Source organism: Caulobacter sp. (genome assembly GCF_039596335.1).
GTDB lineage: Bacteria > Pseudomonadota > Alphaproteobacteria > Caulobacterales > Caulobacteraceae > Caulobacter.
The window spans coordinates 1-23254 of sequence record NZ_JBCNJZ010000005.1; the positions used below are offsets into that span (position 1 = coordinate 1).

A 23254-nucleotide genomic window follows, 5' to 3' on the forward strand; every position below is an offset into this window, starting at 1 on the left:
CCCCCATCCCCAAGAACGGCACCCCGCGGCCGGCCTCGACCAAGCCCGCGCCCAGCCCGGTGCTGGGCCTGGGCGACTCGGATCTACAAGGCGCGGCGACCGCCGGCTCGGGTCGCGGCGGTGGCGGTGGTGGCGACGGCTGCGACATGGTCCGGCTGCTGCAGGAGGGCCTGCGCAAGAACCCTCGCGCCCGCGCCGCCCTGATGCGCGCCCATGGCGAGACCATCGGCGCCGGCCGTGCGGTGCTGGTCTGGAACGGCTCGTGGTCACGCACCACTGGCGAGGAAGGCGAGGGCCTGGCCGGCCTGCGCGAGATGATCATGATGGAGGTCGCCTTCGCCCCGGCGGCCTGCCGCGCCGAGCCGATGCGCGGCCTGGTGCTGATCTCGCTGAACGACGGCCCCGGCGCGGCCCGCTTCGCCCTGGGCGGAGGCTCCTGGCGCTGGTCGGACCTGCTGTTCGCCAAGGGCGCGCGAAGGAGCGGCTAGAGCTTTTCCAGAAGGTACAGGCGGCCCTGTGTGACGCCCGTCGCCTCGCGACGCAGCACGATGTCTTCGTGATCGGCGATCCGGAAGCCCGGCGCAGCCACCTGGCGGACATAGTCGTCGCCATGGGCGTAGCGGGCGGTGGGCAGTAGTCGCCAGCCGGCTTCGCCCCGTTCGACGCTGAAGGCCAGCACGCCGCCGTGGGCGAGGGCCTCGGCGGCGGCGGTCAGCAGCGGCGCCAGATCACCGAAATAGATCAGGACATCGGCGGCGAAGATCAGGTCGAACGCGCTGGGTTGGCTCTGCAGAAACGTGACCGCCTCGGCCTGGACCAAGTGGTCGTACCCGCCGCGCTCGGCCGCCTTGGCCAGCATGGCCGACGACAGATCGACCCCGGTCAGCTGGGCGCCGAACCCTCCCAGGAACGGCGCGGCCAGGCCCGTGCCGCAGCCCAGGTCCAGGATCCGCGCGAACCGCGCGTACCGGCCGGCCACGAGATTGGCCAGCAGCTCGGGCGCGCGATAGTCCAGCATCTCGACCAACTGGCGATCGAAACGCTGGGCGAGATCGTCGAACAGAGCTTCGACATAGGCGGGCGGCGCCCGGTCGAAGCGCGGATCCGTCAGGACGCGCAGCTCGTGCGCCCGGATGAGGTCCGCCGGATTGTGCGCCGCCAGCCAGGCGCCGAGGGTGCGGGCCGCATCGAGGCTGTCGAAGGCCACGAGGATGCCGAAGCCCTCGCGCGCGACGGTCTCCAGATCCTCGGCCAGGGGGCCTGCGATCATGGCGTAGAGGTCCAGCGCGGCCTGGGCGTCGCCCCCTTCGAGCGCGTTGTAGGCGGCGGCGCGGGCCCACGTCACCCGCGCGCCCTCGGGCAGGGGCTCGACCCCGTTGGCGGTCGCGAAGGTGTCGGCGGCGCGGGCAAAGTCGCCGGTCAGGAACAGGGCGTGCGCCAGGCATTGCCGGCGCACCGGTTCGGCGTTCGGCGCATGGACGGCCCAGGTCAAAGGCTCGACGGCTTCCTGAAAGCGCCGCGCGATCAGCAGGTTCAGGCCCAGGCCGAACAGGGCCTCATCGTGATCGGGCTTCATGACCAGCACAGCGCGGAATGCGGCCTCGGCGTCGTCCAGCCGGCCCTGGGCCCCGGCCGCCACGGCGATGGCGAGCATGTCTTCTATGGCCTGGCTGTCCATCTTCAGTCCCTCTCGTCGGCGACTCGCGAAAGGCGCGACTGCGAGACTTAGACCCCCGCCACCAGTCCGCCGTCCAGCAACTCCGCACGGCCCGCCAGGCTCAGCTCGACCAGCGCCGCCATGACCACCGAAGCCGGGGCGGCGGCGGCGCGGACCAGGTCGTTGCGGGCGATGGGCGTGGGAGAGAGCAGGGCGGCGACCTTCTCGCGCAGGGCGTCGTGGTCGATCTCCAGGTCCGGCTGGGCCTCGTAGGGGCGGTCGCGCTCGCGCAGATGGATGTGACCCGACAGGGCGCGCAACACGTCCTCGGCGCCTTCGCACAGGATCGCGCCCTGGCGGATCAGGTCGTTCGTGCCCTTCGAGCGTGGGTCCAGCGGCGAGCCGGGTACGGCGAAGACGTCGCGGCCCTGCTCGGCGGCGAGGCGTGCGGTGATCAGCGAGCCGGACTTCAGCTCGGCCTCGACGACGATCACGCCCAGCGACAGGCCCGAGATGATGCGGTTGCGGCGCGGGAAGTCCTTGGCCTGGGCGCGGCGGTCGGGGGCGCTTTCGGAGACGACGCAGCCCTCGGCGGCCAGACGGGCGTGCAGCTTGTCGTGCTCGGGCGGATAGACGTCGCCGATCCCGCCGCCCAGCACGGCGACCGAGCCGGTGGTCAGGGAGCCTTCATGCGCCGCCCCGTCGACGCCGCGCGCCATGCCCGAGACGATGACATAGCCGGCGACCCCCAGGTCGGTGGCCAGCTGGCGAGCGAAGCGCTGGCCGGCGGCCGAGGCGATGCGGGCCCCGACGATGGCCAGGCTGGGCTGGGACAGCAGCTCCGCGCGGCCCAGCGCCCACAGCACCGGCGGCGGCGGATCCAGCGCCGCCAGGTTCGGCGGAAAGTCAGGCTCGCAGCCGCAAAGCAGGCGGGCGCCCAGCCGCTCGCCGGCCTCGAGCTCGCGCTCGATCGCCTCGCGCGGCGGCAGGGACAGGGGCACGGCGCGGCCGCCGCGGCGGGACAGGTCGGGCAGGGCAGACAGGGCTCGCTCGGGCGTGCCGTAGCGGGTCAGCAGATGGTCGAAAGCGACGGGGCCGACGGTCTCGGTGCGCGCCAGGCGCAGCCAGGCGAAGCGCTGGATGTCCGAGAGCCGGCCCGGCGTCACGGAGCGTCCGTAACGGGCGGCGCCGCGTCCTTCTTCTTGCCGATCTTGGGCTCCTCGCCCTTCAGCAGGCGGGCGATGTTCTCGCGGTGGCGGATGAAGATCAGCACGGCCATGAACAGGGCCAGGGCCAGCATTGGATAGGGCTGGTCGGTGGCCAGGGCGAACGGCGCGGCCAGGGCGGCGGCGGTCAGGGCGGCCAGCGAGCTGATGCGGAAGAACACGGCCATGGCCAGCCAGGTGATGGCGGCCAGTACGCCCACCGGCCAGCAGGCGGCCAGCAGCACGCCGTAGAAGGTGGCCACGCCCTTGCCGCCCTTGAACTTCAGCCAGACGGGGAATAGGTGGCCCAGGAACGCCGCGCCGCCGGCCAGGGCGACGACCAGCGCGGTGTCATGGGTAAGCACGCGGGCCAGGATCACCGCCAGCACGCCCTTGCCGGCGTCGCCCAGCAGGGTGATGGCCGCCAGGTCCTTGCGGCCCGAACGCAGCACATTGGTCGCGCCGATATTGCCCGACCCGATCTGCCGGATGTCGCCGGCCCCGCCCAGGCGCGTGGCGATCAGCCCGAACGGGATCGACCCGAGCAGGTAGCCGCCGACGAGGGTGATCGCGAGCGTGACGTAGGTGGCGGCGGCGAGATCTTGCACGTTTCGACCCTAAGGCGAGTTGCGCGCGAATTCAACCGCTGCGCAAGCGAGAGTTGTATGTCTATGGTGTAGTGCAGAAGCGAGGCGGGGGCCATACTCGCCCCCTCCGCGCTGACGCGCTCCTCCCCCGGAGGGGGAAGACGGCCAGCAGTACCCCCGTCTGCCCCCTCCGGGGGCGGACGACCGCGAAGCGGTCAGGTGGGGGCGAGTTAAGGGCCTTACCCCTCCGCGCGGTGCACCACCCGGCCGTCCACCACCGTCATCAGCACCTGACCCTGCAGCCTGCGCCCATCGAACGGCGAGTTTTTGGACTTCGACAGCAGGCGGGCCGCGTCGATGATCAGCGGGGCGTCGATGTCGCACAGCACCACGTCGGCCGGGGCGCCGGGGGCGATGCGGCCGCCGCGCAGGCCCAGCAGTTCGGCGGGGGCCAGGGTGACGGCGCGGATCAGGTCCACGAGGGCGATACGCTCGTCGTGATACAGCGACAGCAGGGCCGGCAGCAGAGTTTCCAGGCCCACAGCGCCGGGGGCGGCCTCGTCGAACGGCAGGCGCTTGTCCTCGGCCGGGGCCGGATTGTGCGCCGAGACGACGACGTCGATCAGACCGTTGGCCAGCGCCTCGATCAGCGCCTGGCGGTCGTCTTCGCCGCGCAGGGGCGGGTTCAGCTTGGCGAAGGTGCGGTAGTCGCCGATGTCCAGCTCGTTGAAGGACAGGTGATTGATCGACACCGAGGCGCTGATCCGCAGGCCCTTCTTCTTGGCGCGCTCCAGCGTTTCCAGGGCTTGGGCCGAGGTGATCTGGTCGACCAGCAGCTTGCCGCCGGTGGCTTCCAGCAGGGCGACGTCGCGCTCCAGCATGATCCGCTCGGCCATCGGCGAGATCGAGGGCAGGCCCATGCGGCCGGCGAACTCGCCGCCGGTCGCCGCGCCGCCCTTGGCCAGCCACGGATCCATCGGACGGTGGGCCAGCAGGGCGTCGAAGCCCTTCGCATAGGTCAGCACGCGCTGCATGACCTTGCTGTCGACGATCGGCTTGCCCGCATCGGTGATGTAGACGCAGCCGGCCTCGCGCATCAGGCCGATCTCGGCCATCTGCTCGCCCGACAGGCCCTTGGTCGCCGCGCCGGCCACCAGGATGCGGGCGCTGTCGATGTCGCGCGCCCGGCGCAGGATGAAATCGACCATCGAGGGATCGTCGATCGCCGGGCTGGTGTCGGGCTGGACCACCATCGAGGTGACGCCGCCGGCCGCCGCGGCGCGCGCCGCCGAGGCCAGGGTTTCCTTGGTCTCGGCCCCGGGCTCGCCGGTGCGCACCCGCAGATCGATCAGGCCGGGCGCTAGCAGCGCCCCACCGCAATCAATAACCCGCACGGCCTTGGACAGCTTGCCGAACTCGCGGCCCTTGGCGACGTCGCTGATGACGCCTTCCGAGACGATGACGCCGCCGGGGCCGTCATAGCCGCTTTCCGGATCGACCAGGCGGGCGTTGACGAGGGCGAGGGGTTGGGCGGACGTCATTGGGCTGCCTCGATACGCGCGGCCAAACTGGTGAGCACGGCCATGCGGGCGGCGACGCCCATCTCGACCTGGTCCTGGATCAGGCTCACGGCCGGATCGTCGGCGACATCGCTGTCGATCTCGACGCCTCGGTTCATCGGACCCGGGTGCATGACCTTGGCCCCCGGCGCGGCGCGGGCCAGCTTCTCGCGGTCCAGGCCGTAGAAGCGGAAATATTCGCGGGTCGAGGGCACGAAGGCGCCCTGCATCCGCTCCAGCTGCAGGCGCAGCATCATCACGACGTCGGCGCCGGCCAGGCCCGACTTCATGTCGTGGTGGACGGTGACGCCCCAGCGCTCGGCCTGGGCCGGCATCAGGGTGGGCGGGCCGACCAGGCGCACACTGGCGCCCAGGGTGTGCAGCAGGGCGACGTTCGAGCGCGCCACGCGGCTGTGCAGCACGTCGCCGCAGATCGCCACGGTCAGGCCCGAGACGCGGCCAAAGGCGCGGCGGATCGACAAAGCGTCCAGCAGGGCCTGGGTCGGGTGCTCATGCTGGCCGTCGCCGGCATTGACGACGTGACCGCTGACCTTCTGCGAGAGCAGGCTGGCCGCGCCCGACGAGGCGTGGCGCACGACCAGCAGGTCGGGGCGCATGGCGTTCAGCGTCACGGCGGTGTCGATCAGGGTCTCGCCCTTGGCCACCGACGAGGTCTTGGGGTTCATGTTGACGACGTCGGCGCCCAGGCGCTTGCCGGCCAGCTCGAACGAGCTCTGGGTCCGCGTGCTGTTCTCGAAGAACAGGTTCATCAGCGTCCGGCCGTGCAGCAGGTCCAGGCTCTTGGACGTCTGCCGGTTGAAGGCGACGAAGGCGTCGGCCAGGTCCAGCAGGTCCGCGGCTTGCGGCGCGTTCAGGTCGCCAGCGGACAGGAAATGGCGCTTGGGAAAGGCGAAAACGCGGGCGCGGATCGTTTCGATCGCCGCGCGGGCGGGGTCATGGGCTGGAGCCGTCATGAGCCCGCGTCTTAGGCGGCTTTGGCGGGGAAGGGAAGGCGCGCGGCGGGCGGCAGGCCTTTCGTCCCCTGGAATATTTCGCGCCGGCGGACGGCCTGAACCTCTTACCGGGGACACCGCCGGCTTGTTGCCAGGGGCCAGAGGCGGCTAGGTTGGTTAAAGTCGCCAGGATCGGGGTTGGCCATGTTGTTGCTGTTGCTCGCCCTGTTGCAGGCCGCCCCGCCCGAGGAGGCCAAGGCCACGCTGCAGTCGTGCCAGATGGGCGAAAAGGGTTGGGTCTGCCACTACCAGATCCCGTCGACGACGATCGTGCGGCCGCTGGAAGCGTCGGACGCGGCCCACAGCGTCACCGCCAGCCCGACCCTGCCCATGACGCCGCTGCCGGTCGAGCCGCCCGCCGCCGCTCCAGCTTACGACGACGCGGCCGAACACGCGCGCCAGACCCGGCTGATCGCCCGCTGCGCCGACGCCAAGTGGTATTCGCCCTGCCTGCCGGGTGAGCGCACCGAGGCGCGGCTGCTGCGCGACGCCGTCACGCTGCGGGGGAAGGTCACCACCTTGCTCAGCGAACAGCGCTGCGACGAGGCGATCAAGATGGCGCTGGAGGGCGGCGACCTGCCGCTGGCGCGCGAAGCCCGGGCGTTCTGCGCGCCCTAAAACGAAAAGAGGGAGAAGGCTCTGAAGCCTTCCCCCTCTCGTCGTGTCTGGCTTGACGCCTGAAGGCCTAGCGGCGCGATGGCGCGGGCTCGCAGCGCGAACCTTCGGCGCAGGCGCCGTAGTGGATTTCTGGGGCCTCGACCGTGACGGCCGACGGGCGCACAATCACTTCCGGGCGGTGCAGGTAGATCTGCGGGGCGGCGACGCGGACCGGCGGGGCTTCGACATAGACCGGCGGGCCCTGGATATCGATGCGGCCCGACGGGATCACCACAGGCTCGCCGTAGACGCGCACGCCCGGGGCGTTGACGCGGATGTCGCCATAGCCCGGGGTCACGCCGTAGAACGACACGGTGCGGGTGCACAGGCAGTCAACCGGCGGCAGGCCGGGGTGCGAATAGGCGCCCTGTTGCGGGTAGGCAGGCGGCGGCGGATAGCCCGCGCCATACGACGGCGGCGGGGGCGGGGTGTAGCGGCGATCGCCGGCGACGGCCGCGCCGAACGACATACCGGCGACGATGATCGTCATCGCCCCGACCAACACTTTCTGCATCATCCGAGACCCCCTCGCGCACCCGTTGTTCGAGCGTGTGTAGCCATGGGGCGAACGCGGCGTCCGGCCCTCATCCTTAACAATAAGCAAAGATGAAGCAGTGTTGTCGCGAAAATTCCCCAGTGGGGAGAATTCCGCGACTTTTGTCCCCGGATTGGGTTGTGTGGCGCCCTGAAATGAGTTTTGGGCTGGTCTAGTCGCTCTCTGCTCAAGTCATGGGTGAGTTTACACGCATATCCAACCTGTTCATCTCAAACGGTCGACCAGCAAGCGGCTGCGACTGCTTGGCGAACTTGTCGCTGATTTGTCATGCTGGGGTTGAGCGGGAGCGTTCGAGACACTCCCGCGATCCCGGCTCAGTCCACCAGCGAGTGCATGAAGGCCAGTTTGGCGACCGGTTCCAGCGGGCCGGCGGCCTTCAGCAGCTTGAACGAATCGTCGGCCGCCTCGACCGCGTGGTCGATGTCGGCTTCGGTCATGGCGGCGCTGATGAACATGTTGTGCCAGGGGTGGAAGTAGACGCCGCGCTTGAGCAGGGCGTTGTTCCAGAAATAGCCCTTGGCCCCGGTCGGGTCGTCGTCGACCATGATCAGCGGCAGCTGGGCGGGGCCTGTCTGGCGCAGGCCGAAGCCGTGGCGGGTGGCGGTCTCGTCCAGACCCGCGCGCAGGCGTTCCCCGAGCGCGATGGTGCGCTCCAGATAGTCGCTCTCGCGGATCAGCTTCAGGGTCGCGATCGAGGCGGCCATCGGCGCGGCCGAGAACCAGTACGAGCCGGTGGCGTAGATGGTGGCGGCGGCGAAGCGGGCGATGTCGGCGCCCAGCAGGGCGGAGATCGGGTGGCCGTTGGCGATGGCCTTGCCCCAGGTCGACAGGTCCGGCTTCACGTTGACCAGTGACCAGCTGCAGTCGCGAGCCAGGCGGAAGCCGGCGCGCACGTCGTCGACGATCAGCAGGGCGCCGTGCTCGTCGCACAGCTCGCGGGCGCGGCGGGCGTACTCTGGGTTCGGCAGCTCCTGGTCGATGAAGGTGTCGTGCTTGATCGGCGAGGCGAAGATCGCCGCCAGGTCCGAGCCGGCCTCGCGCACGGCGGCCTCCAGGCTCTCGACGTCGTTGTATTCGTAGAACACCTGGTTGGCGCGGTCGGCCGGGGTGGTGCCGTTCTTCAGCGGCGTGCACCAGGGCGCGGCTCCGTGATAGGCGCCCTTGGCCAGGACGATGGTCTTCTTCTGGGTGAAGTTGCGGGCGATCATCATCGCCATGGTCGTGGCGTCTGTGCCGTTCTTGCAGAACATCGCCCAGTCGGCGTGGCTGACCTGGGCGGTCAGGGCCTCGGCCAACTCGACCATGGCCGCGCCCGGGCCGGTCATGGTGTCGCCGCGCTTCATCTGCTCGACATAGGCCGCGTCGATGCCCGCATGGGCGTAGCCGAACAGGTTGGGGCCGTAGCCGCAGAGGAAGTCGGTGTAGCGGTTGCCGTCGACATCCCAGAGATAGGCGCCTTCCGCTCGCTCGAAGAACTGCGGATAGTCGTCAGGCAGCAGCATGACCGACTGGTGGCCGTACATGCCGTTGGGGATGACGGCCATGGCGCGCTCGCGCAGCGCGGTGTCCTTGCTGTTGGTCCAGGTCATATTCGGTCCCGCCCATAAGATAGTTTTGACTATCATAATGGCTGAGGCATAGTGCGTGTCAATGTATGGGGGAGAGACGGCATGAAGACCGGTCTGGCTTGCATTGGTTTGACGACCTTGGACGTCGTGGCGAGGGCCATCGACGCCTTGCCGGAAGGCGAGGGGACGACGCTGATCGAGGGCATCGCCTGCGCCCCGGCCGGCACGGCGGCGGGCGCGGCGCTGGTCGCGGCCAAGCTGGGCGTGCCGGTCAGCCTGGCCTCGGCGGTCGGCGATGATCTGGTTGGCCGCTTCATCCGCATGGCGCTAGACGAAGCTGGGGTGAACCTGACGGCGCTGGACACCATGCCCGGCCTGCCCAGCTCCACGACGGTGCTGGCGGTCGACTCTGCGGGACGTCGGCCCAACTTCCATGCCCTGGGCGCAGGGATGCTGGCGGCGGCGACGCCTGAGGCTCTGGCGGTCGCGACCTCCGCGCGGTTCCTACACTATGCCGGCATCGGCGGGCCGCGCCTGGACGGCGGGGCCGGGGCCGAGCTGGTCAAGGCGGCCTCGGAGGCCGGCGTCATCGTCACCTGCGACCTGATCTCGCCCCAGGCCTCGGCCCTGGACGAGCTGAAGCGTCTTCTGCCCTACGTCGACTACTTCCTGCCCAGCGCCGCCGAGGCCCAGATGCTGACCGGCCAGGACGACCTGTTCGCCGCCGCCGAGGTCTTCATCGGCCTGGGGGCCAAGAACTGCCTGATCAAGAACGGCGGCAAGGGCTCGGTCGTGGTGCTGGACGGCGTCCGCTCCACCTTGCCGGCCTATGCGATCAAGCCGATCGACACGACCAGCTGCGGCGACAGCTATTGCGCGGGCTTCATTGCCGCGCTGAACCGGGACTGGCCGCCGCTGGAAGCCGCGCGCTTCGCCACGGCCACCGCCGCCCTCGTCGCCCAAGGCCTGGCCACGCTGGGCAAGCTGGAGAGCTTCGAGGCCACTGAGGCGGCCATGCGGTCCATGAACCTGAACGAGGCCGCCTGATGGCCATGGATGAAAACGCCCTGCGCCGCCGCATGGTCGAGGTCATGCAAGCCATGGACGAGCGCGGTCTCAATCGTGGCACCTCGGGCAACGTCTCGGCCCGCTGCGGCGAAGGCATGCTTGTGACGCCCAGCGGCATCCCTGCCGGCCGGCTGCAGCCCGAGCACATGGTGCTGATCCAGAGCGATGGATCCACGGCCGAAGGTTCGCTGAAGCCGTCCAGCGAATGGCGGATGCACCAGGGGATCCTGGATCGTCGGCCCGATGTCGGGGCGGTGGTCCACTGCCATTCGCGTCACGCAACGATCCTGGCCTGCGCCAACAAGCCGATCCCGGCCGTGCACTACATGGTCGCCGTCAGCGGCGGGACCAGCGTGCCGGTCGCGCCCTACGCCACCTTCGGCTCGCCGGAGTTGGCCGAGGTGGTGGTCGAGGCGCTGGACGGCCGATACGCCACCCTGATGGCCAATCACGGCCAGATCGTCGCCGCGCCCAATCTCGACTACGCCCTGGCCATCGCCGAGGAGATCGAGGAGCAGGCGGCGGTCTATTGGGGAACCCTGGCCATCGGCGGCCCGACCCTGCTGGCCGACGCCGAAATGAACCACATCCTGCAACGCTTCAAATCGTACGGTCAGCGCTGATGGAAGCCCAAGTCGTCTCGCCGCCCCGCCGCGAGGCGGTGATCAGCCAAGGTGTCGGGGTCGTGGCCCTGCTGATCGCCGGGTTGCAGCCGGTCATCCTGGGCGCGCTGGAGCGAGAGCACCGGCTCAGCACCGCCGAGATCGGCCTGGCGGCCACCGTCGAACTGATGGCCATCGGCGTAGCCTGCGGCCTGGCGGCCGCGTTCCTCAAGCCGGTCAACATCCGGCTGAAGATGCTCGTGGCCTGTCTGCTGCACGCCGCCGTCATGTGGAGCACCACCCTGACCAGCGGCGCAGGCGTGATCGCCACGCGTGGCTTGGCCGGGGCCTGCGCTGGCGTCATGCTGTGGCTGGCCATCGGCGTCATCGCGCGCTCATCGCGGCCCGAGCGCGCCTCGGGCGTGTTCGTCACTGTCCAGACCTTCGCCCAACTGGTGCTGGCCGCCGCCCTGCCGGCGACGGTGATGCCGCAGTGGGGCGTCAACGGCGCCCTGACCTGCCTGGCGGTGATCTCGCTGCTGGCCGCCTTGGCTGCCCTGGCTGGCCCCGATCGCTTCGCCCCACTGCCCAAGCCGGAAGGCGGCGGACGGCTGGACGCCCGCTCGCTGGGCGGACTGGCGGCGGTCTTCCTGTGGATGGCCTTCATCGTGGCGCTGTGGGTCTATCTGGAGCCGCTGGCGGCGCTGGCCGGTCTGATGCCGCGCGAGGCCGGCTTGGCCGTCGCCCTGGCGCTGGGCCTGCAGGTGCTGGGCGGCGCGGCCGCGACCTTCGTCGGCGATCGCGTGCCGCCAGCCCGGATGCTGTTGGGCGTCGGCGTCATCAACGCCCTGATCCTGGCGACGCTGTGGAGCGGGCCGGGGCGGGCGGTGTTCGTGGTCTGCGTGGCGGTGTTCGGCTTCCTGTGGCTGTTCGCCCTGCCGTTCCAGACCCTGCTGCTGATCCGCATCGATCCCACGCGCCGCGCCTCGATGCAGCTAGGCGCGGCTCAGCTGCTGGGCAGCAGCGCCGGCCCGCTGGCCGCGTCGCTGCTGGTCGGCGATGGACCGGTGGGCAGGGCCTTACTGATGTCGGCGGGGTGCCTGGCGGTGTCGCTGGTGCTGATCAGCCTTTTCGGGACGCGGACGCGCCCTGGGTGAGGTGGTCGTAGTACAGCGCCACCATCCAGCAAATCTCTTCGTTGATCTGGTCCTCGTCCTGGTCCGGCTCTTCCAGCACCATTTCGGTGGCGGCGTAGGCCATCTGGGTCGTCAGGCGCGTGGCCGTGCGCAGCCGGTTCTCGTCGATGCCGGGGTGCTCGGTCCTCAGCATCTCGAACAGCGTCGCGGCGATGCTGTCGCGCGAGGTGGTCTGCACCTCCTGCAGCATCGGCAGGGCGCGTAGGGCGCGCAGAATCCAGTCGCCGCCCGGGAAGGCGCGGGTGATGGCGTTGATCTGCTTTTGCAGGTCGCGGTTCTTGGCGACCGACTCTTCGAGCGTCGAGGCTTGGGTCCCGCCAGCCTCAATCCAGGCCAGCACGGCCTTGTCCTGAGCGTCCATCAGCCGATGGGCCAGTTCCTTGAGCAGGGCGTACTTGTTGGGGAAATAGCGATAGAGGGCCGGCGGCGTCAGGCCGGCCCGTTGGCAGACCAGGTTGGTGGTCAGCCGTTCGAAGCCGACTTCGGCCAGCAGCTCGCCCGCCGTCGTCAGGATGACCTCGAACGTGTCCTTGCCGCGCCGCCGCGAGGGGCGCGACTTGGTGTCGAGGGAAGGGGGCGCAGTCTTTGTGGCGGTGCTTCTTGCCATGCGCCCCTGATAGCAAGTTTGGACCTAGTAGTGATAGCGCAGGAACAGCCCCAGGCTGCGGGGGCGGTTCATGGTCAGCAGGTCCTCGCCCAGGCTGTCGATGTTGGAGATCGACACGACATAGGACTTGTCGAACAGGTTGCGGGCGAAGGCCCCGGCCTCGATCCCGCCATTGGGCGAGCGCCAGCTGAGCTGGGCGCCGGCCACCCACACCGCGTCCTGCGACAGGCGCGGGGCGTTGGAGTTCTCGAAATAGACCTTGGAGCCATAGTTGGCGTCGACATTGGCGACGATCGACGCGCCCGAGGCCAGCGGCGCGACATAGTTTGCCGCCACGTTGAAGGTGACCTTGGGCGACTGCGGCAGCCAGTTGCCGGTGAAGTCCTGGCCCTCGCTGAAGTACTCACCGAACTTGGCGTGCAGCAGCGAAATGCCGGCCGTCAGGGTCAGGGGCTGGATCGGCCGGGCGGTGATCTCGGCCTCGCCGCCGTAGACCTTGGAGTTGGCGGCGTTGTCCAGGACCAGCACGGTCAGGCCGTTGCGCAGCGCCTGGGCGAAGACCTGCTGGTTCTTGTAGTCGTAGTAGAAGCCCGACACGTTCAGACGCACCCGGCGGCCGAAGAACTCGGACTTCATGCCCACTTCGTAGGCGTCCAGCGTCTCGTTGTCGTAGGGCTCGACCTCTTCGGGCGAGGTGGCCAGGCCGCCGAAGAAGCCGCCCGCCTTGTAGCCCCGGTTGTAGGTCGCATAGACGTTGGTGTCGGGCGTCAGCTCGTAGCGCAGGCCCAGGCGGCCGGAGAAGGCCGAGAAGGTCTTCTTCTGGTCGGACTCCAGCAGGATGAAGGCGCCGTCCTCGATCTGGCTGCGATAGTTCATGTGCTTCTTGTCGGCCGACCAGCGCAGGCCGACCGTGCCGGTCAGGCGGTCGCTGATCTTGTAGTCGGCCTGACCGAATACGGCGTAGCCCTTGGTCTTCTGCACATAGGGCCAGCCGAACACCGCCACGCTGTCGGCGGGGCTGACGCCCGTGGGGTTGTCAGGCGTGACGAAGAACGGGCGGAAGTCGCGCAAGGTGTCCTGGCGGGTGTTGTCCTCGACCCGCTCGTCCATGAAGTAGCCGCCCAGCACCCAGGAAAGGGGCGAGTCCGGATTGTCGGACTGCAGGCGCAGCTCCTGGGTGAATTGCTGGTGGCGGGAGCGGTAGTTGATCTCCAGCATCTGCAGCGGCCCGCCGTCGGTGTTCTCGACGTCGTTGCGGTGCGCCCACTGCCAGGCGGTGACCGACACCAGCTGCAGCTTGTTGAACGACCAGGTCGCCTGGGCCGAGGCCCCGAACAGGTCGATCTTGTCCTTGCCTTCCAGGTTGGCATCGACGGCGCGGTCGTTCTTGTCGGTGTCGGCATAGCCCATCAGGTCGCCGCAGGCCCCACTGGCATAGGCGCTGGCCAGGCACAGACCGTCCGGCCCGGTCGAGGCGGCGTCGCTGGGGAACAAGGCGCGGTGTTGCGGAGTGATGGCGTCGCCGCGGTTCACGTAGCGATTGACCTGGGCCAGCACCTCGAAGTCGTCGCTAGGCGTGTACAGCAGCGACAGGCGGCCGGCCCAGTTGTCGGCGGCGTTCAGGTCGTTGCCGGTCACGCGGTTGTGGGTGTAGCCGTCGTCGCGGGTTAGCTGGGCCGCGGCGCGGAAGGCCAGCTTGTCGGCGATGATCGGACCGCCGACGGCCGCCTCGGCGCGCACGGCGTTGAAGGTGGCGTACTCCAGCGAGGCGTCGGCCGTGAAGGTCTGGGTCGGCCGCTTGGTCGTGATGTTGATCGCGCCGCCGTTGGTGTTACGGCCATACAGCGTGCCTTGCGGGCCGCGCAGCACTTCCACCTGGGCCAGGTCGAAGAAGCCGGCCATCTGGGCCAGGGGCGAGCCGATATAGACCCCGTCGACATAGACGCCGACGCCGCTGGAGGCGTTGGGGTTGAAGTCGCTGAGACCGACGCCACGGATGTAGATCTTGGGATTGGCGGCCGCGTCATTGGCGCTGATGCGCATGCCGGGGGCCATGTTGTTCAGGGCCAGGACGTTGGTGACGCCGCGCGCGGCCAGGGTCTCGCTGGTCAGAGCGGTCACCGACACCGGCACGTCCTGCAGGTTCTCGGCGCGCTTCTGGGCGGTGACGACGATCTCTGCGATCGCGGTGTTATCGGGCGCCGGCGGCGATACGGTCTGAGCCGCGGCGAAACCGGACGACAGCGCCAGCAAGGCGCAGCCCATGAACATAGGCGCCTTCATAACTCACTCCCCTAAATCCAGTACTCCGACCGGTCGTCCACATTACGATAATAAAAACTATCTCAATGCAAGGGGTGTGGACGCAAGCGATCGCAACGCCCGGCGAGAGCCGGACGCTGCGATGCATGGTTTGCAAGCAGGGCTGCGCGAAACAGGTCGCGCGGCGCGCTTTGCGGCTACTGGTTCTTGAACCTGTCCCAGTGCTCGAAGTCGAAGGTCGGCTTCAGCGGCGCGTGGCGGACCTCGAACACCAGGGTGTCGCGGGCAGGCTCACCCTGGGCGCGGGTGACGGTGACGACCGCCGTGTGCATTCCCTCGGCCAGGTCGGCGGGCAGGTCATGACGCCAGATGTGCGGCGAGTGGTCGGCGCGCGAGCCGCGCGGTTGCGGCGGCATGGGCGGCAGGCGCTTCTGGCGGCCCTGGACATAGCCTTGCGTCTCCGGATCGCCCGACCGGCTCTGGATGGCGGCGCGGGCCATGGTCAGCTGGCGCTGCAGGGCGAACGGATCCGAATAGGCCGAGCCGATGCGCACGGCTTCGCCCTTCATCTCCTGGGTGCGGGTCATCGGGACCGGCGCGGCGCCGTCGATCGAGATCATCACCTGGCTGGTCGAGTCGCCCATCCAGACGTCGGCGGTCAGCCAGCTCTGGCCGGCCAGGTCGGCCTTGTTCAGCAGCTTGGCGTCGTACAGGTCCTGCACGCTGAACGGCGGGACCGGATCGCGCTTGTCCTCGGGCTGGTCGCGCCAGGCGAAGATCTGGTCGGCCCAGGTCCGGAAGCGCGGCGTGCTGACCGACAGCCACATGGCCCGGTCGCGCGATAGGCCGCTGGCGCGGTAGTCCAGCGTGTAGTCGGTCCCGTCGACGGCGAAGTCGACATAGCCGCGTGGCGAGCCGTCGCCCTGCAGGCTCATCGGCGTGCCATCGACGTCGTAGTCGCCGCCCCACCAATCGCCGGCCACCGCGCCGGCCACCAGGTGACGGAAGGGGATGGTTGAGACGCCGGTCGTGGCCTTCCAGCCCGCCATCGAGTCGCCGGCCGCCAGGTTCTCCAGCGTGTGGCTGTGGCCGGTCAGCGAGAGGGCCGGGCGGTCCTTCACCAGGGCGTACAGCTCGTCGAGATTGTCGGTCTGGTGCGGCTGGGACTCGGCGTTGTCGAAGCCCACGAACGGAATGTGGGCGGCGAACACCACCAGCTTCTTCGGGTCGGTCGCCTTCAGCACATTGGCGATGAAGGTCATCTGATCGGGCAGCAGGCGGCCGTTGTAGGTCTTCCAGTACTGCTTGCAGAACGGTCGCTCGCGGGCCTCGCGCGGATCCTCGCCGCAGGGGAACGAGACATTGTCCAGCACGATGAAGACCGCCTGGCCCATTTCGAAGGCGTAGTTGTTGGGGCCATACAGCCGCCGCCAGGTGTCGGAGCTGTCGATGTCGTGGTCGGCGTCGTGGTCGTAGTCGTGATTGCCCTGTACCCACCATTGCGGAACGCCGATCACGCCCATCACCTCGGCGGTGCGCGGCAGCAGGTGCAGGTCGTCGCTGACGATGTCGCCCAAGGCCAGCAGGCAGGCCGGCTTCTTCGGGGCGTTCAGCAGGTCGCGGACCATCGAGTCGCGCACATAGCCGACCTCAATATTGGACGCCGGCTGGGTGTCGCCCAGCACCGCACAGTCGAAGCGCTGACCGGTTTCTGAGGGAATGATCGGGAAGTTCACAGCCGAGGGCAGGGGACCGGTCGACGGCAGGCCGCCATAGCGCAGCGCCTTGGGCGATCCCGCCGGTTTGTGCTGATAGGCGAACTGCGGGATCCAGCGCTGATCGGTCGGCACCCGCCAGCCGCTGGGCTGGATCACGAAGAGGGCCATGTCCTTGCGGGCGGGCAGGGCGTAACGCCCCTGCGCGTCGGTCACCGCGACGTCGCGGCCGTTCGAGACCTTGACCCCCGGCACGCCGCGCTCGCCCGCGCCCAGGCGACCGTCGCGGTCGGCGTCCTCGAACACCACGCCGCCGATGGTCTTGCTCGAGGCGGGCGCATCGCGGCGAACGTCGATCCCGGCGAAGTACGGCGTGTCCGCGGCGGCGGCCAAGGTCGGCGCAGCGGCGCTGGCGATCGCGGCCCACAGCAGGGCCGTCGACAGGGAAGTCTTCTTCACTTTGGCGTCCTTCGCAGCATGACCCCCTTCCTTTGAAGGGCGTCTGACACATCCCGATGACGCTGCGTAGGTGGCGGAAATGACCGCTATCTGAGCGTCAGTGTGTGAATTTCGCGTGTTTTGTGATGGTGGGGGTCTGGAAGCGCAAGCGAAACTCTCGTGACATGAACATGAAATCAACAAATGTCACATCACATCCACAAATCGCGCCTAAGAGACGCCTCGGCGAGGAGGTCGCGACCGCAAGGGCGGCGCACCCCGCGCTGGGGCACAAATTTTTCTCTGGGAGAGTCGTGGTGAGGCATCCATCTCGAGCCGGTCGCCTGCGCGGCGTCATGGCTTTGCGGGCGCTGGCCCTGGTCGGCGCGAGCATTCCGGCCATCGCGCTGACGACGGCGCCGGCCTTCGCCGAAGACTATACGAACGTGCAGGCCTCGGGCCGCGTGCAGGCCGCCGACGGCAAGCCGATCGCCGGCGCGGTGGTGCAGCTCACCTCCGAAGCCCTGGGCGTGAAGCGCTCGGCGACCACCAGCGCCACCGGCGCCTATGTGATCCCGCAGCTGGCCTCGGGTCTCTATACCGTCTCGGTCTCGGCCGACGGTTACGACGCCTATAGCGAGACGGGCGTCGCCATCAGCCGCTCGGGTTCCTCGAACCTCTTCACCCTGGCCCCGGTGGGCTCGGTCGAGGAGATCGTCGTCAAGGCCGGCCGCATGCGCACGCCGGACTTCGAGATCACCACCACGGGCGCAGCCATCGACATCGGCGAGCTGGTGGAACGCGTGCCGGTCGGCCGTTCGCTGCGCGACATCGCCCTGATGGCGCCGGGCGTCGTCCAGGGGTCTTCGGCATCGAACGGCGGCTTCGCCAACCAGATCTCGATCTCGGGCGCCAGCTTCAACGAGAACGCGTTCTTCGTGAACGGCCTGAACATCACCAACTTCCGCATGGGCATGCTGCCCGTGGAAGTGCCGTTCGACTTCTACAAGTCGGTGGAAGTGAAGACCGGCGGCTATGCGGCCGAGTTCGGTCGCGCGACCGGCGGCTTCGTCAACGCCATCACCAAGTCGGGCAGCAACCAGTTCCATGGCGGCGTGACGGCGACCTGGGAGCCGGGCGACCTGCGCGGCAACGCGCCCAACACCTTCCGTAACAACTACGAGGACGCCACGGCTGAGCGCGAGGAGTGGGTGGCCGAACTGGGCGGCCCGATCCTCAAGGACCGACTGTTCTTCTACGGCCTCTACAACCAGCGCAAGCTGAAGACTTTCACCCCCCAGGCCAACGGCTCCAACGCCACGCGCGTCACCGACGACGCACCGTTCTGGGGCGTCAAGCTGGACGGCTACGTCACCAGCCGCCAGCACCTGGAGTTCACCTATTTCGACAGCACCAAGGATGTGCGGAACCGCAGCCTGAACTACGACCCAACCACCAAGACGGTCGGGGCCGAGACGGGCGGCACCAACCAGCGCTCGGGCGGCGAGAACTATGTCGCGCGTTACACCGGCTCGTTCACGCCCTGGTTCACGCTGTCGGCGGCCTATGGCGTCAACAAGTTCCGCGACGGCCAGCTGCCGCTGGACATCACCAACGAGCGCATCGTCGACTATCGGACGAATGACGCCGGGGTCGATATCGGCCTGAACAAGGTGACCGACGCGGTGTCGTTCAACGACGACAAGCGCACGTTCTATCGCGCCGATGCGGACTTCAACTTCGACCTGTTCGGCGCCCACCACCTGCGGATCGGCTACGACCACGAAGAGAACACCGCCACCCAGTCGTTCGAAACGATCGGCCAGGGCGCCTTCAAGTACTATCGCTCGAACGGCAAGGATCAGAGCAACCTGCCGGCCGGCGTCGACTATGTGACCACCCGCGTCTATCGCAACAGCGGCAGCTTCGGCACGGTCAACCAGGCGTTCTACATCCAGGATCGCTGGTCGCTGTTCAATGACCGCGTGCAGGTCGAGGCCGGCGTGCGCAACGACCGCTTCGACAACCGCAACGCCGACGGCTCGACCTTCTATGATCCGGGCAACCAGTGGGCGCCGCGCCTGTCGATCTCGGCCGATCCCACCGGCGACGGCCGCTCGAAGGTCTACGGCTTCTTCGGTCGCTACTACCTGCCGCTGCCCAGCGACCTGTCCCTGAAGTTCGCCGGCTCGCTGCTGACCATCACCCGCTACAACCTGCTGAACGGCGTCGGCGCCAACGGCGCGCCGACCATCGGCGCGGCGATCACCACGGCCAACAATGTCGGTGTCTGCCCGGACACCAAGATCGCCAACTGCGTGATCGGCGCTTCGGGCCTGGTGGCCGACACCGCCGAGAGTATCGCTCACAACCTCAAGCCCCAGTCGGGCGACGAGTTCGTGGTGGGCTACGAGCGTCGGTTCGGCGACCTGATGAAGGTCGGCGCCTACGTCACCCACCGCACGCTGAACAACATCATCGAGGACGTGGCCATCGACACCGGCGCGCGGGCCTACTGCGTGCGGTCCGGCTTCACCGCCGCCCAGTGCCAGTCCAGCTTCGGCGGCGGTCGCCAGTGGGTGATCGTAAACCCGGGCAAGGACGCCACCATTCGCCTCAACAGCCTGCCGGACGGCTCCAAGCCCGTCGTCACCCTGTCGGCGGCGGACCTGACCTATCCGGAGCCCAAGCGTAACTACAGCGCCGTGACCTTCACCTTCGACCGCGCGTTCGACGGCAAGTGGTCGCTGTCGGGCAACTACACCTGGGCCGACCTGAAGGGGAACTACGAGGGCGGCGTGCGCTCGGAGAATGGTCAGATGGCCATCAACACCACGGCTGACTTCGACTCGCCGGGCTTCCTGGACGGCGCCTACGGCTACCTGGCCAACCATCGCCGCCACACGCTCAAGGCCTACGGCAGCTATCAGGTCAACAAGTGGCTGACCCTGGGCGGCAACGGCCAGATCCAGTCGCCGCGCAAGCACAGCTGCATGGGCATCGTGCCGAAAGAGCGCGACGCGACCGCCAACGGCTACCAGGGCTATGGCTTCTACTGCCAGGGCAAGGTGGTCGACCGCGGTTCGGCCTTCGACGGTGACTGGGTGACCCAATTCAACGCTTCAGCGGTGGTGACCCTGCCAACGCCGGGCGACTGGGTGGACACCACCGTGCGCCTGGACGTCTTCAACCTGTTCAACAGCCACGCCGTGACCGCTTACCACGAGTCCGGCGACATCGGCGGCAGCGGGGTGGAGGACAAGAACTTCCGCAAGCCGGTCGAATACCAGACGCCGCGTTATGTGCGGATCCAGTTGCGCGTCGCCTTCTAGGCGATGGCGCCCGTCCCCGGCCGGTCCTCCCCCTCTTGGCCGGCCGGGGACGCTCTTTCTTGCACCGGGACGCAAGCGTTAGTGTTCCGAAAGCCTTGGTCGGCGACTCACGGCCGACGGAGACGGACTTACAGATGCTCAAGCGATACGATCGTCAGCGCGATATCCTGAACCTGCTCGAACCCAACCAGACCCGCGCCATCGCCGACATCGCCAAAGCGCTGTCGGTGTCGGAGGAGACGATCCGGCGCGAGCTGCGGGTGATGGAGGAGGCGGGGACCATCGTGCGCCTGCACGGCGCGGTCCGCCTGCCGCCCCAGGAGATCGAAGGTCCGTTCGACCTGCGCATGCAGAAGAACGTCGCCGGCAAGACCCGCATCGCCGAGGCGGTGGTCAAGTTCATCGCCGACGGCGACACCCTGTTCCTGGATAGCGGCTCGACCTCCTGCTTCGTGGCCAAGGCGCTGGGCGAGCATCGCCAGCTGAAGATCATCACCAACTCGCTGGCCGTGGCCCAGACGGTGCGCAAGGACCGCGGCCACACGCTGTTCCTGGCGGGCGGCGAGCTGAACGCGGCCTATCAGGCGTTTTCCGACCGTCACGCCCAGGAGTTCCTGGCCGGCTTCCGGCCCAGCCTGTCGGTCCTGACCGTCGGCGCCGTCAGCCTGGAGCACGGCCTGATGGACCACTCGCCAAGCGAGGCGATCATGAGCCGCATCGCTTATTCCACGGCCAGCCGCGTGCTGCTGGCCGTGGACCAGGGCAAGTTCGGCCGCATCGGCCTGGTCCACACTGCGTCGCTCAAGGATGTCGACGTGCTGGTCACCGACGCGCCGCTGAGCGCGCCGTTCCAGGAGGCCTTCTCCCACGCCGAGGTGGTGGTCGCCGAGGGCTAGAGCCCCCGTAGTCGCTCCAGCGCGCCCTGCAGGATCCAGCCGGCCGCCATCTTGTCCACGACCTCGTCGCGGCGCTTGCGCGAGATGTCATGCTCGTCGATCAGCACGCGCGTCACCGCCGCCGTCGACAGGCGCTCGTCCCAGAAGGTGATGGGCAGGTCAGGTTTGAGGCGCAGCAGATTGCGGGCCAGCGCCCGGTTGGATTGGCAGCGGACGCCTTCGGTGCCGTCCATGTTCATCGGCAGGCCGACCACGATGCCGATCGCCCCACGGCCGTCCATCAGCTTGAACAGCGTCTCGGCGTCCTTGCTGAACTTGGTCTTTTCGATCAGGGCCAGGGGGCTGGCGACCGTGCGGGTGACGTCCGAGACGGCCACCCCAATGGTCTTCTCGCCCGGGTCCAGGCCCACGATCGGAGCATACTGGGGCAGGGCGGCGGCGAAGTCTTCGATGTCGAGAACGGGCATGGCTCTCCTTATCAGGAGCCGGCGCGCTTGAAACCTCGTCTCTGGACCGCTAACCCACGCACTCGAATTTCAGGAGATCCCCATGGCCATTGACGCCGCCACCGTGCGGAAGGTCGCCCGGCTTGCCCGCATCGCGACGCCCGAAGAGCGACTGGAGCCGCTGGCCCAGGAGCTGAACGGCATCATGACCTGGATCGAGCAGCTGGCCGAGGTCGACACCGACGGCTGCGAGCCGCTGACCAGCGTCGTGGCCGCCGGCCTGCCGCTGCGCGACGATGTCGTCACCATGGGCGGCGATCCGGCCCGCGTGACCAGCAACGCGCCCAAGTCCGTGAACAATTTCTTCGTCGTGCCGAAGGTGGTCGAATAATGAGCGCCCTCACGAAACTGACCCTGACGGCCGCCGTCGACGGCCTGGCCAAGGGCGAGTTCACCTCGGTCGAGCTGACGCAAGCGCATATCGACGCCGTCGAGGCCGCGCGCGGCCTGAACGCCTTCATTCTTGAGACTCCGGAAAAGGCCCTCGACATGGCCGCCAAGTCCGACGCCCGCCGGGCGCTGGGCGAGGCCGGCCCGCTGGAAGGCGCGCCGCTGGGCGTCAAGGACCTCTTCTGCACCGAGGGCGTGCGCACCACGGCCTGCTCGAAGATCCTGCAAAGCTTCATCCCGACCTACGAGTCGACGGTGACCAGCCAGCTGTGGCGCGACGGCGCGGTCATGCTGGGCAAGCTGAACCTCGATCAGTTCGCCATGGGCTCGTCGAACGAGACCAGCTACTTCGGCCCCGTGACCAATCCCTGGCGCGCCAAGGGTTCGGACAAGGCCCTGACCCCGGGCGGTTCGTCGGGTGGCTCGGCCGCCGCCGTCGCCGCCGACCTGTGCCTGGGCGCCACGGCCACCGACACCGGCGGCTCGATCCGCCAGCCGGCCGCCTTTACCGGCACAGTCGGCATCAAGCCGACCTATGGCCGCTGCTCGCGCTGGGGCGTCGTCGCTTTCGCCAGCTCGCTGGACCAGGCTGGGCCCATCGCCAAGACCGTCGAGGACGCGGCCCTGCTGCTGAACTCGATGTCGGGCCATGACGCCAAGGACTCGACCAGCCTGGATATCCCGGTGCCGGACTTCACCCAGTTCGTGGGCAAGTCGGTGAAGGGCCTGAAGATCGGCATTCCCAAGGAATACCGCGTCGACAACATGCCGGCCGAGATCGAAAAGCTCTGGCAGGATGGCATCGCCTGGCTGAAGGACGCCGGCTGCGAGATCGTCGACATCAGCCTGCCGCACACCAAGTACGCCCTGCCGGCCTATTACATCGTGGCCCCGGCCGAGGCGTCCTCGAACCTGGCCCGCTATGACGGCATGCGCTACGGCCTGCGCGAGGACGGCGCCAACCTGACCGAGATCTACGAGAAGACCCGCGCCGCGGGCTTCGGCGACGAGGTCAAGCGCCGCATCATGATCGGCACCTATGTGCTGTCGGCCGGCTATTACGACGCATATTACCTGAAGGCCCTGAAGGTGCGTCGCCGCATCGCCGAGGACTTCGACAACGCCTGGCAGAAGTGCGACGCGATCCTTACCCCGACCGCGCCGTCTGCGGCGTTCGGCCTGGGCGAGAACAGCGATGACCCGGTCGCCATGTACCTGAACGACGTCTTCACGGTGACGACCAACCTGGCGGGCCTGCCGGGCCTGAGCCTGCCCGCCGGTCTCGACGCCAACGGTCTGCCACTGGGTCTGCAGATCATCGGCAAGCCCCTCGACGAGGGGACGGTGTTCTCGGTCGCCGGCGCGGTCGAAAAGGCCGCGGGCTTCACGGCCAAGGCCGAGAAGTGGTGGTAAAGCAAAAAGGGCGGCTCCGGTGGAGCC

General features: G+C 68.4%; 19 protein-coding genes and 1 pseudogene. 9 read left to right on the plus strand and 11 right to left on the minus strand.

Annotated features, from left to right (window positions below):
* A pseudogene (locus ABDW31_RS11405) lies at positions 1-488 on the plus strand (hypothetical protein); the annotation flags it as partial.
* Here ABDW31_RS11405 and ABDW31_RS11410 read toward each other — a convergent pair.
* The 5 genes from ABDW31_RS11410 to ABDW31_RS11430 form a co-directional block, all read right to left on the minus strand.
* Positions 485-1678 (minus strand): methyltransferase, encoded by a 1194-nt coding sequence (locus ABDW31_RS11410; protein WP_184718431.1) that lies wholly within the window; start codon positions 1676-1678, stop codon positions 485-487. The pseudogene ABDW31_RS11405 and the gene ABDW31_RS11410 sit on opposite strands and share 4 nt — an antisense overlap.
* A 47-nt stretch (positions 1679-1725) precedes the next feature.
* The gene (gene dprA, locus ABDW31_RS11415) at positions 1726-2823 is read right to left on the minus strand and encodes a DNA-processing protein DprA (RefSeq protein ID WP_184718433.1); all 1098 of its coding nucleotides are present in this window, start codon (positions 2821-2823) and stop codon (positions 1726-1728) included.
* Positions 2820-3470 (minus strand): glycerol-3-phosphate 1-O-acyltransferase PlsY, encoded by a 651-nt coding sequence (plsY, locus tag ABDW31_RS11420; protein WP_184718435.1) that lies wholly within the window; start codon positions 3468-3470, stop codon positions 2820-2822. Before plsY ends, dprA begins: the two co-directional genes overlap by 4 nt.
* 218 nt (positions 3471-3688) lie before the next feature.
* On the minus strand, positions 3689-4990 hold the full coding sequence (gene pyrC / locus ABDW31_RS11425; protein ID WP_184718437.1) for a dihydroorotase: 1302 nt from the start codon (positions 4988-4990) through the stop codon (positions 3689-3691).
* Positions 4987-5982, minus strand: a complete 996-nt coding sequence (locus tag ABDW31_RS11430) for an aspartate carbamoyltransferase catalytic subunit (protein WP_184718439.1) — start codon at positions 5980-5982, stop codon at positions 4987-4989. The genes pyrC and ABDW31_RS11430 overlap by 4 nt, the downstream gene beginning before the upstream one ends.
* Positions 5983-6165: 183 nt before the next feature.
* Here ABDW31_RS11430 and ABDW31_RS11435 point away from each other — a divergent pair, with 183 nt between their 5' ends.
* Entirely contained in the window at positions 6166-6639 is a 474-nt protein-coding gene (locus tag ABDW31_RS11435) for a hypothetical protein (protein ID WP_184718441.1), read from the plus strand.
* 67 nt (positions 6640-6706) lie between these two features.
* Here ABDW31_RS11435 and ABDW31_RS11440 read toward each other — a convergent pair whose 3' ends face one another.
* Entirely contained in the window at positions 6707-7195 is a 489-nt protein-coding gene (locus ABDW31_RS11440) for a hypothetical protein (RefSeq protein ID WP_184718443.1), read from the minus strand.
* A 353-nt stretch (positions 7196-7548) separates the two neighbouring features.
* Positions 7549-8823, minus strand: coding sequence for an aminotransferase class III-fold pyridoxal phosphate-dependent enzyme (locus ABDW31_RS11445; RefSeq protein ID WP_184718445.1), 1275 nt, complete (start codon positions 8821-8823; stop codon positions 7549-7551).
* An 81-nt stretch (positions 8824-8904) separates the two neighbouring features.
* On the opposite strand from ABDW31_RS11445, the gene ABDW31_RS11450 reads away from it, so the two are divergent.
* The 3 genes from ABDW31_RS11450 to ABDW31_RS11460 are packed head-to-tail and all read left to right on the plus strand — an operon-like array spanning position 8905 to position 11629.
* Positions 8905-9849, plus strand: coding sequence for a PfkB family carbohydrate kinase (locus ABDW31_RS11450; protein WP_184718447.1), 945 nt, complete (start codon positions 8905-8907; stop codon positions 9847-9849).
* The gene (locus ABDW31_RS11455) at positions 9849-10493 is read left to right on the plus strand and encodes a class II aldolase/adducin family protein (RefSeq protein WP_184718449.1); all 645 of its coding nucleotides are present in this window, start codon (positions 9849-9851) and stop codon (positions 10491-10493) included. The genes ABDW31_RS11450 and ABDW31_RS11455 overlap by 1 nt, the downstream gene beginning before the upstream one ends.
* Entirely contained in the window at positions 10493-11629 is a 1137-nt protein-coding gene (locus ABDW31_RS11460) for an MFS transporter (RefSeq protein WP_184718452.1), read from the plus strand. Before ABDW31_RS11455 ends, ABDW31_RS11460 begins: the two co-directional genes overlap by 1 nt.
* Here the strand turns inward: ABDW31_RS11460 and ABDW31_RS11465 are convergent.
* The 3 genes from ABDW31_RS11465 to ABDW31_RS11475 form a co-directional block, all read right to left on the minus strand.
* Positions 11595-12275, minus strand: coding sequence for a TetR/AcrR family transcriptional regulator (locus ABDW31_RS11465; protein WP_184718454.1), 681 nt, complete (start codon positions 12273-12275; stop codon positions 11595-11597). The two genes, ABDW31_RS11460 and ABDW31_RS11465, sit on opposite strands and share 35 nt — an antisense overlap.
* A gap of 24 nt (positions 12276-12299) precedes the next feature.
* The gene (locus ABDW31_RS11470; protein ID WP_184718456.1) at positions 12300-14558 is read right to left on the minus strand and encodes a TonB-dependent receptor; all 2259 of its coding nucleotides are present in this window, start codon (positions 14556-14558) and stop codon (positions 12300-12302) included.
* Between the two features lie 176 nt (positions 14559-14734).
* Positions 14735-16711, minus strand: a complete 1977-nt coding sequence (locus tag ABDW31_RS11475; protein WP_184718458.1) for a calcineurin-like phosphoesterase C-terminal domain-containing protein — start codon at positions 16709-16711, stop codon at positions 14735-14737.
* Positions 16712-17007: 296 nt separating this feature from the next.
* Between ABDW31_RS11475 and ABDW31_RS11480 the strand changes: the two genes are divergently transcribed.
* Positions 17008-20022 carry a TonB-dependent receptor gene (locus ABDW31_RS11480; protein WP_343698824.1) on the plus strand — a complete coding sequence of 1005 codons (3015 nt, stop codon included), beginning with the start codon at positions 17008-17010 and terminating at the stop codon, positions 20020-20022.
* A gap of 134 nt (positions 20023-20156) precedes the next feature.
* Positions 20157-20918, plus strand: coding sequence for a DeoR/GlpR family DNA-binding transcription regulator (locus ABDW31_RS11485; RefSeq protein WP_184718460.1), 762 nt, complete (start codon positions 20157-20159; stop codon positions 20916-20918).
* On the opposite strand, the gene ruvX is transcribed toward ABDW31_RS11485, so the two are convergent.
* Positions 20915-21385, minus strand: coding sequence for a Holliday junction resolvase RuvX (gene ruvX, locus ABDW31_RS11490; RefSeq protein ID WP_184718462.1), 471 nt, complete (start codon positions 21383-21385; stop codon positions 20915-20917). The genes ABDW31_RS11485 and ruvX overlap by 4 nt on opposite strands.
* Before the next feature lie 82 nt (positions 21386-21467).
* Here ruvX and gatC point away from each other — a divergent pair, with 82 nt between their 5' ends.
* Positions 21468-21755, plus strand: a complete 288-nt coding sequence (gatC, locus tag ABDW31_RS11495; RefSeq protein ID WP_184718464.1) for an Asp-tRNA(Asn)/Glu-tRNA(Gln) amidotransferase subunit GatC — start codon at positions 21468-21470, stop codon at positions 21753-21755.
* Positions 21755-23227, plus strand: coding sequence for an Asp-tRNA(Asn)/Glu-tRNA(Gln) amidotransferase subunit GatA (gene gatA, locus ABDW31_RS11500; protein WP_184718466.1), 1473 nt, complete (start codon positions 21755-21757; stop codon positions 23225-23227). Before gatC ends, gatA begins: the two co-directional genes overlap by 1 nt.
* The last annotated feature ends 27 nt before the right edge of the window (positions 23228-23254 follow it).